Source organism: Halomonas sp. HL-93 (assembly GCF_900086985.1).
GTDB lineage: Bacteria > Pseudomonadota > Gammaproteobacteria > Pseudomonadales > Halomonadaceae > Vreelandella.
In genome coordinates this window covers 266,395-281,536 of sequence record NZ_LT593974.1, presented here as the reverse complement: position 1 = coordinate 281,536, position 15,142 = coordinate 266,395, and the positions used below count along the sequence as shown (strand labels likewise).

The window sequence follows — 15,142 nt, the reverse complement described above, 5'->3', positions numbered from 1 at the left end:
TGGAGGACAATGGCTAGTGGCTTCCTGGGTGCGTTTCGTTATTGATCCTCAACAAGCGCTGCACGGAAGGCCAACAATCGTTCAGCCGCCCGTGCGCCAAGCAAGCCCATGCACGTTCACCAATTCCACTCGCTGCACGCCACTGCATTGTGGGCGTGCAGGCTTTCAGCATGCACCACCTTGAGCTGAAACCCGGTGACCCCCGGTGATTGCCGCAGGGCCTTATCTACACGCCTTGCCGCGTCTTCGCAGAACATCAGGTTTTGCCCGTTGGCGAGGGCAAACGCCTGCTCGTCAATGCGCTTCACGGCGGTTTGCAGTGCAGTACCTAGCGCCTTTTCGATATGGTCGATCAACCCCTCAATGGGCAGCTCATCGTTATCCGCCTCAGCTAGGCGCAAACGGCATTCGACGCTGCTGCGCTGGCTGTGGGGCGTGGCTAATATACCCTCTTCACTCCCCAGCCATGCCGATACCGCCGACTGGGTTAACGGTATTTCCGAAAAGTCCTCCTCAAAGGCTTGTTGAACCAATTGCCGCGCCAACGCCGCTGAGCAGGGGCAGGTAGACGAATACCCCACTGTCAGCCCCAGCTCGGCTTGAAAACCCTCAGGGGTTAGCTGGCAGCGCAGTGTAAAAGGGTAGCTTTTCCACCCAGCCAATGGGCTGATCAGCGCTTCACGCTTGAGTAGCAGCTCACCCTCGACGCTAAGATAGGCGTGCTGGGAGAGCCCTTCTTGACTCGCGATAAAGGTTTTCAACACCTCTTTTATCACCGGGAGGGTCAGCGGCGCTTCCTCTAAAGGCTGCAACGCCAAGTAGAGACGCGACATATGAATACCCCGCGCCTCGGGATCCTCAAGGCTAACCCCTGCCGCAATTTTGGCGTTTACACCGCTCACCCCTAGCCGGATAGGTAGCGCAATGCCCTCCATCCCTACCCACGTCAGTGTGCTCGTTAAGCGGGTGGTTTGGCTTGCGACATCGGGTAAGGTTAAAACGGTCATTGGGCTACCTCTTGGGAGGAGTGGAAAAAGTTGTAGAGCTCGGCCACGCTTTCGGGCGCAACGTTTTGGGTAATAAACACAAAGCGTGATACCCGGTCGCTCACACTGTTGGCTGGCAGGGGCGCAGGCGGATGAAAAATATGCTGCACGCCATGTAGCGCTAGCGGTGTATCCCGATCAGTGAGGTGCACAATAGCTTTAATGCGCAGCATTTTGTCGCCCATTAACGACATCAAAATGTCTAGCCACCCCTCCAGGGCCGCAGGCTCAATAAGCTCGCTCACACTAAAACAGAAGGCATTAATGTTAGCGCCGTGATGGGAAAGCACATCGGGCTTATGTGGGCTCAATGGCGAATTCTTCAGCGGAGCAGAAAAAGCGGCTGGACGAGTATCGGCCTGATGCAAGGCGTAGCTATCGGCTTTGAGCCATCGATCCACCTGGAACCCCTTGGTGTCGCCACCATGCACCCCCGCCCCCACCAGCAAATCTGCCGAGAGTTCGCCGTTGATCACCTGCCATTGCTCCGCTGCGGGGTTCAACTTAGCCAGCTGATTTGCTAACTGGGAAACGCCGTCTTCGCTCGCCAGGTCGGTTTTGGTGATTAATAACTTATCGGCTACCGCGATTTGCTGTTGCGACTCCTGGTGGGCGTTAAGCGTTGCCATACCATTGGCCGCATCCACGCAGCACACCACGCTATCCAGCTTAAAGCGGTGCGCCAGCCAGTGATCCGTCATCAACAGTTGCAGCAAAGACGTAGGCTCCGCCAGCCCTGTGGTCTCAATCACCACCCGAGCAGGCAAGGGTTTATCTTGTGCTTCCAGGTCTTCAAGCGCTTGTTGCAGGGTTCGGCTCAAATCCCCACGTAGCGTGCAGCATAAGCAGCCGCTACTCATTTCGATCACCGCCTGCTCATCGCTTTGGGTGATCAGTTGATGATCCAACCCGATGGCACCAAACTCATTGATCACCACCAGGGTGTTGTGCATGGAGGTTTGGTGAACCCAGCGATTGAGCAGTGTGGTTTTGCCGCTGCCTAAGAAGCCGGTCAGTAGGTTGACCGGTATTAATGACGGTTCCTGCATAACACCCTACTCCCAGCGTGCTTTGCGATAATGGTGTTCCTGTTGTTCCTGGCGCTCTTTCGCCTCAATACAGAGCTTCGCAGTGGGCCTAAACATTAGCCGGGCTAGGCCAATAGGCTCGCCGGTCTCTTCGCAGTAGCCATAGTCGCCGTTCTCAATGCGCTTTAAGGCTGACTCAATGTTGTTGAGCAAGCGGCTCTCGCGATCCGCTTGCCTCAAGGCCAGGCGCAGTTCCTCCTCAAAAGAAGCTTGATCCGATTCGTCGCTATCGCGCTCGTGGGAGGCGATAACGTCCTTCATCTCCTTTAAGTGCGCCTCTATTTCGGCACGCTCGTCGAGCAGCCGCTGGCGGAAAAATGCCAACTGCTCGGCGTTCATATAGTCACTGGCAGGCATCGCCAGTAGCTTCTCTGCCCACGTTTTATCAGCAGCAACACGCTGTTCTTTGGCTTTTATGCCTTGGTCGTGCATAGATTAATCTCGCCCTGAAGTAAACGTTATAACGTAAAATAAAAATTAGCGATGTCGCCTGTCATGCTAAACAGCGGTCAACCGTTCAAGCAGGCGCTGCTGGGCAGCACGATTTTCAGGGGCATCCGGCATTTGAACTTTGTCTAACAGAAACGTTACCGCTTGCTGAATGGGGAGTACGCCCATGTCTTCACCCTCACGAGTACGTAGAGCAATACTGCCCGCGTCACGCTCCTTGGCGCCCGCCACCAGTAAAAAGGGGATGCGCTGCAGGGTTTGCTCACGGATTTTGTAACCGATCTTCTCGTTGCGCACATCCACCTCGGTGCGCACGCCTGCCCCGTTGAGGAGCTGCGCCACCTCCTGGGCATAGGCAGTATGTTCGTCGGTGATCGACAGCACCACCGCCTGCACCGGCGCCAGCCAGGCCGGGAGCTTACCCGCATAGTGCTCAATAAGAATGCCAATAAAGCGCTCAAGTGAGCCAAACAGCGCCCGGTGCAGCATCACGGGGCGCTTGCGCTTGCCATCTTCATCCACATACTCAAGGCCAAAACGCTCGGGCAGGTTCATATCCACCTGAAGCGTTCCGCACTGCCAGTCGCGGCCAATGGCGTCGCGTAGCACAAACTCCAGTTTAGGGCCGTAGAAAGCCCCTTCACCGGGGTTGAGCTCATAGGCCAGGCCCATACCCGTCAATGACTGCTCCAGCGCGCCTTCCAGCAAATCCCAGCTGGCATCGTCGCCCATGCGGTTTTCCGGCCGGGTAGAGAGCTTGATGCGCACATCCTCAAAGCCGAACTGGCGGTAGATATCCAGCACCAGGGCCACCACATCCCGGCACTCGGCATCCATCTGGCCGGGGGTGCAGTAGATATGGGCGTCGTCCTGGGTAAAGTGGCGCACCCGGAGCAACCCATGGAGCGCGCCGGAGGGCTCGTAGCGGTGCACCTTGCCAAACTCGCCCATGCGAATGGGCAGGTCGCGGTAGCTCTTTAAACCGTGGCGGTAGAGCAGCACGCTGCCGGGGCAGTTCATCGGTTTGAGCGCCAGCGAGCGGCCATCCTCGGTCTCGGTGGTGAACATATGCTCGCGATAGTTGTGCCAGTGGCCGGAGATTTCCCACAGGCTACGATCCATCACATCGGGGGAGTTAACCTCCACATAGCCCGCCGCTTGCTGGCGACAGCGCATATAGGCGATCAACTCCTGGAACACGGCCCAGCCCCGTGGGTGCCAGAACACCGCGCCTGGCGCATCTTCCTGAAAGTGAAACAGATCCAGGCCGCGACCCAAACGTCGGTGGTCACGCTTTTCCGCCTCTTCAAGGTGCTGCAGATAGGCCTTGAGCTGCTTTTTATCCGCCCAGGCGGTGCCGTAGATGCGCTGTAGCTGCTCGTTGTTGGCATCGCCCCGCCAGTAGGCACCGGCCAGCTTGGTCAGTTTGAACGCCTTGAGAAAGCGGGTATTGGGCACGTGGGGGCCACGGCACATATCCACATACTCTTGGTGGATATACAGCCCTACGCTAGTGACCTCCTCGGGCATCTCTTCGATTAGGCGCTGCTTGTAGGTCTCACCGCGCGCCTTAAATAGCTCGGCCGCCTCATCCCGCGGGGTCATGCGCTTTACCACCTCATACTCCTGGGCGATCAGCTCATGCATGCGCGCTTCGATGGCGGCGAGGTCGCTGGGGGTAAAGGGGCGCTCAAAGGCGATATCGTAGTAGAAACCATCGTCAATCACCGGGCCAATCACCATCATGGCGCTGGGGTACAGCTGCTTGACGGCATGACCGACCAGGTGAGCGCAGGAGTGGCGGATAATCGCTAGCCCTTCGTCATCTTTGGGGGTAATGATCTGCAGCTGGGCATCGTGATCAATCACCTCGCAGGCATCGACCAGGCGACCATCGAGCCTGCCGGCCAGCGTCTGTTTCGAAAGCCCCGGGCCAATGGCGTGCGCCACCTGGGCGACGCTAACCGGGTGGTCAAAGTGGCGTTTGGCGCCATCCGGCAGCGTAACAGTGACTGCCTGTTCTAATGTGGGCATGTCTGAGGTGGACAAGGTCATCGCGTAAAACTCGTTATCAAGAGGGGGAATCAATGGCGCTGCTTGCTTGAGCCCGGCGACGCCTGAGCGCCAGCAGGATGCGACGCAGCAGCGTTAAGTGGGGGAACTCCACTAACATGCCTATCACCAGAGCGGCATAGATGAGCGGCTGGCCGGGCAGTACCGTCATGGTCACCGCCAGCATCAGCGGCGCATTGCGGGCGGCGATGGTCATGGTGAGGAGCGCGTGCTCGGGGTACGCCAGGCGGCAGCCGCGGCTGATCACTTCGCTAAGCACAAACGTCAGCACAAAAAACACAAACACCGACAGCAACAGCCAGGCAAACACATAGCGGTGCGCCAGGATCGCCGCGATATTACCGGCGAATATCTGCAGCACCAGCAAGGCAATCACCCAGGGGGTAGCGCGGTCTGCAAAGGTTAGGCACTGCTCAAAACGCTGCTCGCCAAGCATAAAACGCAACGTGTGGTGCAGCGTTAGGGCGGCAATCGCGGGCAGCAAAAACCAGTGCAGCAGGGTGGTGCCGATTAGCTGGGGATCAACCGTTCCCGTATGCGGCGTAAACCACTGCAAATAGACCGGGTAAAGCAGCAGCTGTAGCGCCATATTAATCGGTATCAGCGCCATGCCGAGGGCGACATTGCCACCGGAAAGGCGGGTAAAGCCTAGAAACCAGTCGGTGCAGGGCGACATAAAGTAGATCACTAGCCCCACCATCAGCAGTGGGTGCGCGGACATAAACAGCGACGCCACCCCATAGCCAATCAAAGGCACGACAATGAAGTTAGCCGTGATGGCGATAACCATAAAGCGCAGATTACTCGCCTGCCGGGCCAGCACGTCTAAACGCACGCTGAAGAACAGCAGACCAATCATGGTAAGCAGCGTGGCATCGACGTTATCGCCCAACCACTGCCCACGGGTGGGGGCGAAGTGGCCGAGTAGCGCGCCGATAATAATAGCGATCACCAGCAGGCTGGAGGTCAGCGTGGCAGCGGGTAAGCGGTCGCGGGAGGACAGGGTTAACATTGGCAATCCTCGCAGCACTCTTGATTACCGAACGCGCCCCATACCTGGTTATCCTCTTCCAGCACCCAGGCGTCAATGTCCAAGCGCTCGGCCAAACAGGTGGCGATCATGCTGAAACGCTGGCGAAACTTGTAGATAAAGCAGTAGATTTGTGGGTCGTGGCGCACCTGGGGGCCGACTAAAAACAGCCCTGGCGTTAAGGTGGATTCGTCCAGCTCGGTGAGCATGACCTGCCCCTTCGCATCCCACTCCCACAGCGCATCGATCTGGGTGGCGCCACCGCCGCTGAGAAAGCCGGTGCCCAGAATGGGGGGCTGCTCGCAGGCCCACTGGCGGCCATCAGCGGCGTGGACACTAAAACCGCTGTCCGCATTGGCCATGACCTCGACAATATCCGCACCGAAGACGATCTCCAGCCGCCCAGTGTTGACCGCCTCATCCAGGCGACTGCGTGTGTAGGGTGACAGCGACAGGCTGGGATCGTGGGGGCTGCTGGGATCCCAGGAGGATTTGCGCACCAGCAGACGCACCGAGCGCCCTAGCTGCACCAGGTTGACTGCCGCATCGACGCCACTTTCGTAGCCGCCGATCACCGTATAGCGGGGGGCGGTAAAGTCTGCCCAGTTTTCCACCTCGGCATAGTGGGGGCACCAACTAGCCCCGGGGAACGGCGCCAGCTCGGGAAACTGATACTCCCCGGTGGCCCATACCAGAAAGCGGGTGTGCAGCTCGCCCTGTTCGCCGCTGACGATAAAGCCGCCGTCGGCCGCTGGCGCTACCTGCTGCACTTGCCAGCCTTCGAGGATAGGTAACGCGTGCTGCTGGGCAATAAAGCTTAAGTAGTCGGCGTACTGGGCGCCGCTGGGGTGCTCCACACCGCAATATAGGGCGGGCGAACTCCAGGCATCCACGGCGTTGAGATCGGCCAGGCCGAAGGGGTTGCTGTAGAAAGAGGGGGTGATCAAGCGCGTTTGTGCGGGCCAGCGGCGCAGCGACTCACCGATACGCCCGCCTTCCAGCAGGGTGTAGTCGAGATCGGGCAGTTTTGCCAGCAGGGTGGCCAAGCCTACCCCGGCCGGGCCAGCCCCAACGATAATCACATCATAGTGTTGCATTACGCGCCTCCTTGCTCATACCACCACCTCGTCGGCGAACTGCCACTGGGTGCCCTGTGGGGTGTCGTGGATCACAACGCCGGCCGCTTCCAGGGTCTGGCGCAAGGCATCTGCCTGGGCAAAATCGCGCTGCAGGCGGGCCTGGTGGCGTTCTGCCACCAGCGCCTCCACCCGGCTGGCGGGCAGCCTTGGTGGCGAGGCCTGATCCGGTAATTCCCGCAGGGCGTTTAAGGCGCTTGCTGCCGGTTGCTGTAACAAGCCGACCAGGCCAGCAGAGGCACGCAGCCGTTGGGCGGCTAACCGGGCATCTTCTTCATTGGCGGCATCGCCAATGGCGCTTGATAGCTCGTGCAGACGGCTGATAACACGGGGCACATTGAGGTCATCCCGCAGCGCTTCCAGCACCTCGGCATCCGGCGCTACGCTCTTCCACTCATTCTGCTCCCCTTCAGCCTGCTCATCCCCAGTGGCCGCGGCTAGGCGGCGGTACCAGCGCGCCAGGGTTTGCCGTGCCTGGGCCAACCGCCGGGCATTCCAATCCAGCGGGTGGTGATAGTGGGTCGCCAGAAGCGCAAAGCGGATCGCTTCGCCGGGCGCCTGACTGAGCAGATCACGCACCAACAGTACGTTGCCGAGGGACTTGGACATCTTCTGCCCTTCAACGGTGATAAAGCTGTTGTGCACCCAGGTATGGCAGTAAAGGGCGCCATGGGCGCAGGTGCCCTGGGCAATTTCGTTCTCGTGGTGAGGAAAGATCAGATCCTGACCGCCGCCGTGAATATCGAGGGTATGCCCCAAGTGCTGACCGATCATTGCCGTGCACTCCACGTGCCAGCCGGGGCGTCCGCGACCCCAGGGGCTCTGCCAGCTAGGCATTTCGGGCGTTGAAGGTTTCCACAGCACGAAGTCCAGGGGGTTACGCTTGTAAGGGGCGACTTCGACCCGGGCGCCGGCCAGCATATCCTCCGGGCGGCGACCCGACAGCGCCCCATACGCAGGATAAGAAGCCACATCAAACAGCACATGTCCCTGGGCCACATAAGCATGGCCGCGGGTGATTAGCGTTTCGATAAGATCAACAATATCGGGGATATGCGCGGTCACCCGGGGCTCTATATCCGGCGGCAGTACGTCCAGCGCCTGCATATCCTGATGGTAGGCCTCAATATAGCGTTCGGTGATCACCCCAATCGGCACGCCGGCTTCTGCCGCGGCGGCATTAATCTTGTCATCCACATCGGTAAAATTGCGCGCGTAGACCACCTCTGGGTAGTCGTGGCGCATCAGGCGCGCAAGGACGTCAAACACCACCGCTGGGCGGGCATTGCCGATATGCGCGAAGTTGTAAACCGTAGGGCCGCAGACATACAGGGTCACCCGGTCGGGGCGTTCGGTGCGAAGCGGATCTTTAGCGCGCGTCAGCGTGTTATAGAGGCGAATTGGCGCCGTCATGTCGTCTCCACGGTGGGAATAAGCTAGCCAAGCTATTCATAAAAACCATTTAACCTTTATTGTTACATTATAACATAACTCTTAGCTAGCCCTATGAAACACACAGGCGACAACTACCCTGACACCGGGGGACAACCCTAATCAGGCAATGCCTAAGCAGGATCAATACTCATCAGCAGCCGTTTGCTACCGTTTTCCAACGCCGGGCTTCTATGCACCAGGCCTCGCTCTTCGCAGCCAACCCAACCACTTCCTTTGATTAATGCGATATCACCCGGTGAAAGGCGTTGAATGGCGGCGGTGTCGGTTGCGATATCGGGCCGGTCAGGGTGCGGCGCGCCCAGGCCTTCACGGTTAATGGCGTACTCTGGCAGCCATTCACTGCCCGGGCCGAAATAGGTAGTTACCATGCGCACGGGGAGGTTATCGCAGTGAAAGCGCGGGCACATGGCACTATTAAGCAGGCGCAAGCGAATACCGACGGTTTGGGTATCGAACAGAAAGGCGACCGCTTCGGCAATCGTCGCCATATCCTCAACCAGCGGGGTTGCCGCCTCCGGGGCGGGCAGGTGGCGAAGCAGGTCAGCGGAGAAGGCTTCATCAGGATGGCCAAGCCAGCTATATTGCCAGGCGCGATCCGTTTGGCACTGAGCCTGGGCGCTGAAGGCGATATCGGCAGGCAGAGGACGCTGGAAGATCGCGATGTTAATGGCGTCTTCAAAGATGCGCGGCAACACGCTGATGTCATTATCACCGGCGGCATGGTCTGGCAGCGTCCACTGAGTGGCGGGCAGTAGGGAAGACATAAATGACTCCTGAAACGTTCTTAAGAAAATAACTGGTATTAGCTTGTGAAGCGGCGAGCGTAAGAATCGCCAGCGCTAAGGGGAGCAAATCGGATAGTTAACATTCACTCTCAAAAAATAGCTATGATATAACATATCATTTAGGTGCGTGACAATTTCGATTCACGGTTACGTTTATTAACTGCCTCTTTCGGTGATTTTCAACCCAGCTCGTTCAGACGAGCTACAACGTTGATGTAATCAAGCACTACTCCCGTCCTGATGTATTCGAGCTAACCGTCGATGACCGGCCAAAGCAGGGTGTCACCTTTAACCACTCGGCAGACGTTACGTACGTCAGCAAAGCCCCCTCGCCAGCCTCGATTCACACTAGCCATTGGGTTACTATCAGAGTGTTAATGTATTGTTATGCAGCAGCACTCACCCACACCTCAGCTGTCAGCGGCACCGTTGGTAACCTTATGAGTCAATCACTACTCCCCCTCAATCCGCTAAGAGCGTTTGAGGTAGCCGCCCGTCTTCGCAGCCTAACTCGTGCGGCAGATGAACTGCATGTATCCCAGGTAGCGGTTAGTCGCCAAGTCAAGGTGCTGGAAGATTATCTTGGCGTAGCATTGTTCACCCGACTGCATCGTGGGATTGAGCTTACCCAGGAGGGCGCGGAGCTTTACGCGGGTGTTAAAAATGCCTTCCGCGAACTTGAAAACGCGTCTCGCAAAGTGTCACGTAAAAATCAGCGCGATGTGCTTTCTATCCAGTCCTACACAACTTTTTCGCAACGCTGGCTAATCCCCAGACTGGCTGATTTTCACGCTAAAAACCCGCTACTTGAGGTCAAGCTTTCTTCTTCTTTAAAGCCCGTTGATTTTCAGACCCAAGGCGTTGATGCTGCGATCCGCTCCGGGCATGGAGACTGGCCAGGGCTTCATGCTGAGAAACTGGTGGACATAGAGCTGATCCCGATTGTGTCAGCGGCTTTATGGAAAAGCGAAGACCTTGCTAAAGACGAGGTTGCCAAGGTACGCCTGTTGCACTCCATGGCTCGCCCAGATGACTGGAAGACATGGCTGGCGAAAAGCGGTTTAGATGGCATTGATCCAGACGCTGGCATGAAATTCGATAACTCGGCGTTAGCTTATGAAGCGGCGTCGATGAATATTGGCTGCGCCATCGCGATTAAAGTGTTTGTCGAACGCCAGCTACAGGAAGGAAATTTTGTCGCCTTGTCAGACACGGTTTGCCGTACAGGCGAAGCCTACTACCTGACATGGCCGAAAGATGCCCGCCCATCGGATGCACTGATTAAGTTTCTTGAGTGGATGAAGGCGCTGATCGGCCACCCCTTAGGCCAATCCGAATAACTGGGTATTATTGAATAGCGTGTTGTCTTCTCAGCCGTTGAAACAGCAGCCAATGCAACAGCAGCAGTACCCCGCAGGCAAAATACGCCAGCGTAAAGCCGCCAAGCTGGGTAATAATCCCCAATAATAGCGGCGCGACAAACTGCATGGCCCTGTTAGCCATCAAACGAACCGCCAAGGCATGGGCGCGCTGACGTTCCGGCACCGATTCTGCGATGACCACCATAGAGAGTGGCTGAGAAAGCCCTACCCCCAGCCCCACCAGAATTGAAAACAGACATAGCCAATAGACATTGCCCGTGACACCTACCAGCATTAAACCCAGCGCCATGAATAGCAGAGTGAGCGACATGGTGGCATATCGACCACGAAGCAGGCCGACAATCGTACTGGTAAACGGCCTGATGGCCATGGAAGCAAGTGCACGCAGGCTGACTAATAGCCCAATCGTGGTGCCTGAAAGCGCCAAACTTTCAAGATAAACAGGAAAGTAGCTGCCGTGGGCGCCCAATGCCAGCATCGCAGCAAGGGAAATAATCAGCGATAACTTTACGCCTAGAGAGGTTTTCAGTAGTTGCCATTGCTGCCCTACGCTGACCAGCAAGCCGTCACGAGGTTGCCTCCCTTTTGATGAACGCTGATTAGCCATCAACAACGACACCAGCGACATTAAAGAGAATAAAAAAGCGCCATAGAAGGCGGCACTGGGGCCACCTCGATAATCGATAATCCAGCCCGCCAATAGCGGCCCCAGCATCTGACCAATCGATAAATAGGTGGTGTACCAGCCAAAGTATTTTTCCAGTGCTGTACCCTGCCCTAGATAAGTGATCGCTGTTTGGGCTGAGATAATCATCATCAGCTGCGCCAAACCAATCACCATCTGCCCCGTGATCAACCCCCAAAAACCAGGCACCAAAACCAATAAACCGGTCCCGGTGATCATAGACACCGCGCCCATCTGAAGCGTACGGGGGCTACCTAATCTCGCAACAAGCGAGCCAAAGGGCAATGCCAGCAACAGCGGCAAGACATAGGGAGCACTAACGATCAAGCCCAGTATTAACGGCGTTGCACCTAGCTCAATGCCCGCCAGCGGCACCGCCACCAGCAACATGGTTTGTACCAGAAAGGCGGTGCCTAAGCTTAAACAAATACAGGTAAAGGCTTTTCTTACCCCTCTTTGATGCATATCTTCTTGTTGTTCGCCTTCTTCTTGCATGGCACGCCGACCTCCTTGTCAATCGCATCTACTTTCTAGGACATTTTATTAGTTAGCGCGCCGATACCCTTTTACTTTTTTGCGAAACATACCAAAGGCAGGGAGTAAAAAGGAGAGAACTGCAATGAGCAGTAGCGTCCCACTGAGAGGATTGGTAATAAAGGTGGTCACATCACCGTTGGATACCGAAAGCGCACGGCGCAAGTTCGTTTCCAACATTTCGCCCAATACCAGTGCCAGGATGATAGGCGCCAAAGGAATATTAGCTTTACGCAGCACATAGCCAACCACCCCAAACGTTAGCGTCACATAGACCGGGAACATTGAGCTCGTTGATGCATAAGCGCCGATTAAACTAATCGATGCCACAATAGCCGCAATCGCCGGACGGGGAATGTCCGCCACTTTCGCCCAAAACCGCGCACCTGCTAGACCAATAAAGACCATGATAGGCACACTGAACCAGAGCGAAACAAAAACAGTATAAGGAATTTCAGGATCCGTAGTGAAAAGCAATGGACCTGGTTGTACCCCATGGATCATCAAGGCGCCGATCATAATGGCCGTGGTAGCGGAGCCCGGAATCCCCAACGCTAGCAACGGCGACAAGGAACCTGAAACCGAAGCATTATTGGCTGTTTCAGAAGCCGCTATCCCCTCATAGCTGCCCTTGCCAAACAACTCAGGCTGCTTTGAAAAACGCTTAGCGACCGCATAGGAGATGAAAGAGCCAATTGAGGCCCCTGCACCAGGAATTACGCCAACAAAATAGCCGATTAATGAGCTACGTAAAAACAGATATTTCATCTTATAAAAGGTTTTAAAGGGCACCTCTAAAATTCCGCTCATGGGTTGGTTTTTGACTTTATGGCTTGCTCCCGCCTCAATCATGAAAAGCACTTCTGAAAGGGCAAACAAACCAAGTAGCACAGGCACTAGCGGCAGCCCTTCAAAAAAATCTGGATGGTAGCTAAAACGCGGAACGCCAGTTTGATCATCCAAACCGATAGTGGCCAATGCAAGACCAATACCCATCGCCAGGGCACCTTTTAGCAATGAACCTGAGGAAAAGCTCGACACCAGACTCAACCCCAACAGAGCGAGCGCAAAGTAGGCCGAAGGCCCAAAGTTCAACGCATACTCTGAGAGCGGCACGGCGGTTAAAAACAGCATTATGGTACTGACAAAAATGCCGATCCCCGATGAAATAATCGAGATGTTCAGCGCAATACCGGCTTTACCCTGCTTGGTAAGGGGGTAGCCATCCCAGGCTGTTGCCACCGCTGCAGCAGTGCCTGGAGAATTTAGCAATATGCCTGAAATAGCTCCGCCGTACTCAGCAGCGGCAAATAGCGCAACTAGCATGACGATAGAGACAATTGGATCCATATTGTAAGTAAAAGGGATCATCAAGGCGATTCCCAAACTTGGCCCCAATCCGGGAATAGCACCAATTAAATAGCCAATAAAAGCCCCCGCAACCAACCCTAAAAGCACCATTGGGTCTGCAAAAGCATTCAGCCCTATTAAAAGATTATCAAGCATTTTTCAACCTCAATCGAAATAGACGCCAAGCAAAAGTACAAAAACGGCATAAATACCAAGAGACAACAACGGTGGCAACGTGAGCAATAGTGAGTAACGTGTTTCCCCTCCGACTTTCATTATTAAAAAAGCGAGAAACATAATCGCCACAATCAGCCCAGTCCATTCAAGCAGGAACACGGAGGTGGTCATCACCATAACGGCCAGCATCACTTGAAAAGGTCGTCTTATCCCAATAGTAAGCTCACTTTCTTTTTTTGGCTTACTCAATATATTAATAATCATTAACAAAACGATAGAAACACCGATTAGTAATGAAACTAATAACGGAAAGCCGCTGGCCCCCACATAACCAGCGTCGCCGTAATTGGGTAGATTGTGGGCTTCTCTTACGTAGAAAGCAGTCGCAACTAATAGTAAAAGATAAACCGCCTGTTCTAGCCACTTTTTTCTTATGTTGAGTTCCTCATGCTTACCTTCGCTTAAAGGAGCATCTGGGATATCATTTCGCATTGGCAAACTCCAGTTTTTATAGTTAATAATTGGCGTAGTAAAAAGCGCCACCATACTTATTTTTATTAACACTGTATTACTCAGCACGGCATTGCTAAGTGCTGTGTCTCAATTAATCATGGCGCAGGGTGGCCAAAAGGAAAACTGACCATTTATCAGGCTTGGCCACCGCTAACATTAGGCTGAAATACCACTAAAGGATAATCGACATGACTAAAGAGCGATAAAATCAGTAGATATTTTTATCCGCCTCTTAACCGTTCAACAATTAGCGCAATTCCCTGCCCGACCCCTACACACATGGTACAGAGTGCATAGCGGCCCTCTATGTTTTCCAGTTGATTCAACGCCGTTGTTACCAACCTTGCTCCCGAGGCACCTAAGGGGTGGCCAAGCGCAATAGCGCCTCCGTTGGGGTTAACTCTAGGGTCGTCGTCTGCTATACCCAGACGGCGGCATACGGCCAACGCTTGAGCCGCAAATGCCTCATTCAGCTCAATGACATCCATTTTTTCCAGACTCAAGCCTGAAATCCGCAAGATTTTCTCCACGGCAGGCACGGGGCCCATTCCCATAACCTTGGGGGCAACCCCCGCCGTGGCCATGGCCACAACTCGCGCGCGAGGACTTAATCCAAAACGTTTTACTGCTTGTGGGTTAGCCAACAGCAAGGCGCAGGCACCATCGTTAATTCCTGAAGCGTTGCCAGCAGTTACAGTGCCGTCCTCTTTTACGACGCCACGCAGGTCGTTTAACACTTTCAAGGTTGTTTCAGGGCGCGGGTGCTCATCCGTTTCCACAATGATATCTGACTGACGCCGTTGCGAAACGGTCACAGGTATGATTTCTTTAGCAAAGAAACCCGCTTCCTGAGCAGCCTGCCAGCGCTGTTGACTGCGTAGCGCAAAGGCATCCTGATCACTGCGTGAAACCCCTTCTTCCTCGGCCACATTCTCAGCCGTCTGAGGTAAGGCATCGACGCCATGTGCGGCTTTCATCTTAGGGTTGATCAACCGCCAACCGATGGTCGTGTCCTCCAGTTTCTGAGCACGAGAAAAGGGCTTATCGGCTTTACCCATGACATACGGTGAACGGCTCATGCTTTCAACGCCACCCGCAATCATTAACTGCGCTTCTCCACAGCGCAAGGCTCGGGCAGCACTACCCACCGCATCCAGGCCAGAGCCGCATAGTCGGTTAAGCGTAACGCCCGGCACACTTGTCGGAAGTCCTGCTAACAGCGCCGACATACGCGCCACGTTGCGGTTATCTTCCCCCGCTTGGTTGGCACAGCCAAAAATCACTTCATCAATTTTGTCCCACTCCAGTTGTTCATGGCGGTCCATTAACGCTTGGATGGGTAAGGCTCCTAAATCATCGGCTCGAATGGAAGATAGTGCGCCGTTAAAACGCCCAAATGGGGTACGAACCGCATCGCAAATCAATGCATCGGTCATGA

13 protein-coding genes are annotated in these 15,142 nt (G+C 55.3%); 1 reads left to right on the top strand and 12 read right to left on the bottom strand.

Features of this window, described 5'->3' with window-relative positions:
• Positions 1-116 precede the first annotated feature (116 nt).
• The 8 genes from folE2 to GA0071314_RS01230 all read right to left on the bottom strand — a co-directional run bounded on the left by folE2 (position 117) and on the right by GA0071314_RS01230 (position 9,042).
• The gene (gene folE2 / locus GA0071314_RS01265; protein WP_074394944.1) at positions 117-1,007 is read right to left on the bottom strand and encodes a GTP cyclohydrolase FolE2; all 891 of its coding nucleotides are present in this window, start codon (positions 1,005-1,007) and stop codon (positions 117-119) included.
• Complete coding sequence (locus GA0071314_RS01260) at positions 1,004-2,095, bottom strand: CobW family GTP-binding protein (protein WP_074394943.1); 1,092 nt, start codon at positions 2,093-2,095, stop codon at positions 1,004-1,006. Before GA0071314_RS01260 ends, folE2 begins: the two co-directional genes overlap by 4 nt.
• A gap of 6 nt (positions 2,096-2,101) precedes the next feature.
• Positions 2,102-2,491: an RNA polymerase-binding protein DksA gene (dksA, locus tag GA0071314_RS01255; RefSeq protein WP_231896573.1), complete on the bottom strand. Its 390-nt coding sequence runs from the start codon at positions 2,489-2,491 to the stop codon at positions 2,102-2,104.
• Between the two features lie 141 nt (positions 2,492-2,632).
• On the bottom strand, positions 2,633-4,639 hold the full coding sequence (gene thrS, locus GA0071314_RS01250; protein ID WP_074394941.1) for a threonine--tRNA ligase: 2,007 nt from the start codon (positions 4,637-4,639) through the stop codon (positions 2,633-2,635).
• Between the two features lie 16 nt (positions 4,640-4,655).
• Complete coding sequence (locus tag GA0071314_RS01245; RefSeq protein WP_074394940.1) at positions 4,656-5,669, bottom strand: arsenic resistance protein; 1,014 nt, start codon at positions 5,667-5,669, stop codon at positions 4,656-4,658.
• Positions 5,663-6,784, bottom strand: a complete 1,122-nt coding sequence (locus GA0071314_RS01240; protein ID WP_074394939.1) for an NAD(P)/FAD-dependent oxidoreductase — start codon at positions 6,782-6,784, stop codon at positions 5,663-5,665. Before GA0071314_RS01240 ends, GA0071314_RS01245 begins: the two co-directional genes overlap by 7 nt.
• 15 nt (positions 6,785-6,799) lie before the next feature.
• On the bottom strand, positions 6,800-8,236 hold the full coding sequence (gene cysS / locus GA0071314_RS01235; protein ID WP_074394938.1) for a cysteine--tRNA ligase: 1,437 nt from the start codon (positions 8,234-8,236) through the stop codon (positions 6,800-6,802).
• Positions 8,237-8,388: 152 nt separating this feature from the next.
• Positions 8,389-9,042, bottom strand: coding sequence for a DUF1826 domain-containing protein (locus GA0071314_RS01230; protein WP_074394937.1), 654 nt, complete (start codon positions 9,040-9,042; stop codon positions 8,389-8,391).
• A 461-nt stretch (positions 9,043-9,503) separates the two neighbouring features.
• Between GA0071314_RS01230 and GA0071314_RS01225 the strand changes: the two genes are divergently transcribed.
• Positions 9,504-10,403, top strand: coding sequence for a LysR substrate-binding domain-containing protein (locus GA0071314_RS01225; protein ID WP_074398376.1), 900 nt, complete (start codon positions 9,504-9,506; stop codon positions 10,401-10,403).
• Positions 10,404-10,410: 7 nt separating this feature from the next.
• Here GA0071314_RS01225 and GA0071314_RS01220 read toward each other — a convergent pair whose 3' ends face one another.
• The 4 genes from GA0071314_RS01220 to pcaF all read right to left on the bottom strand — a co-directional run bounded on the left by GA0071314_RS01220 (position 10,411) and on the right by pcaF (position 15,140).
• Positions 10,411-11,625, bottom strand: coding sequence for an MFS transporter (locus GA0071314_RS01220; RefSeq protein WP_082934170.1), 1,215 nt, complete (start codon positions 11,623-11,625; stop codon positions 10,411-10,413).
• Positions 11,626-11,673: 48 nt separating this feature from the next.
• Positions 11,674-13,170, bottom strand: coding sequence for a tripartite tricarboxylate transporter permease (locus GA0071314_RS01215; protein ID WP_074394936.1), 1,497 nt, complete (start codon positions 13,168-13,170; stop codon positions 11,674-11,676).
• Positions 13,171-13,179: 9 nt separating this feature from the next.
• Positions 13,180-13,683 (bottom strand): tripartite tricarboxylate transporter TctB family protein, encoded by a 504-nt coding sequence (locus GA0071314_RS01210; protein ID WP_074394935.1) that lies wholly within the window; start codon positions 13,681-13,683, stop codon positions 13,180-13,182.
• Positions 13,684-13,925: 242 nt separating this feature from the next.
• Complete coding sequence (gene pcaF, locus GA0071314_RS01205; protein WP_074394934.1) at positions 13,926-15,140, bottom strand: 3-oxoadipyl-CoA thiolase; 1,215 nt, start codon at positions 15,138-15,140, stop codon at positions 13,926-13,928.
• Positions 15,141-15,142: the final 2 nt, after the last annotated feature.